The following is an 893-nucleotide window of genomic DNA, read 5'->3' as shown; positions in this document are numbered from 1 at the left end:
TGATATGCTCCCTATAAGGTAGACACTTAAAAAGTGAAAATTTTATAGGGAGTTTTTAATTTGAGAAACAAGAAAATTTCATTTGATAAATATCAACAAATCTTCGATTTGTATGAGGAAGGATTTTCATTTGCAAGTATAATTACTATGCTTTCTTTAGATATAGATGCAAGTACTTTATATGCGGAACATAAAAGATATTTAAAACATGGTCTTAAATCACTTGAATCGTGCAAAAAGAACAATGTTTATACTTCTGAATTTAAATCAAAGATTGTTAACGAATACTTTGAAACTGGTAAGTCTTTGGACACTTTAGCTGCTGAATATAATATTCCTACACATTCAACTGTGCGCCGTTGGATAATAAAGTATACTGAAGGAAAAGAGAATAAAACTTATTCTCCAAAACCGGAGGTATATAATATGAAAGCTAGAAAAACAACTTTAGAAGAGCGTATTGAAATCGTAAATTATTGTATAAACAACGAATTTGATTACAAAAATACTGCTGACAATTTCAATGTGAAATATTCTCAAGTTTATAGTTGGGTGAAAAAATATCTTGAGTATGGTGAAACAGGACTTGTAGATGGGCGAGGGAAAGGAAAACCGAAAGAGATATTAAGTACTGAGGAACAATTGAGATTGAAAGTAAAAGCACTAGAATCAAGAAATAAATTTCTAGAGATGGAGAATGAAACTCTAAAAAAGAGAAAAGAAATCGAAAGGCAGTTGATGAATCGAAAATAAAACAATTAGCGTCTTATAAAACTATTAATAGTCTTAAGGAAAAGTATCCTATTAAATGGTTATGTGATGCTTTAGGTATTTCAAGATCAAGTTATTACAAATGGACAAATAGAGTAATCCCAAGTTCAGAAATTGAAAAT

At 29.5% G+C, this 893-nt stretch carries 1 protein-coding gene; it reads left to right on the top strand.

Going from position 1 to position 893, the window contains the following annotated elements:
- The first annotated feature begins 60 nt into the window (after nucleotides 1-60).
- The gene (locus CD152_RS07300) at nucleotides 61-753 is read left to right on the top strand and encodes a helix-turn-helix domain-containing protein (protein WP_101141773.1); all 693 of its coding nucleotides are present in this window, start codon (nucleotides 61-63) and stop codon (nucleotides 751-753) included.
- The last annotated feature ends 140 nt before the right edge of the window (nucleotides 754-893 follow it).

Source organism: Macrococcoides caseolyticum (assembly GCF_002902665.1).
In the GTDB taxonomy this organism is placed as follows: Bacteria; Bacillota; Bacilli; order Staphylococcales; family Staphylococcaceae; genus Macrococcoides; species Macrococcoides caseolyticum.
Note: the sequence above shows the minus strand (reverse complement) of the source record. Positions and strands in the feature narration are given on the sequence as shown.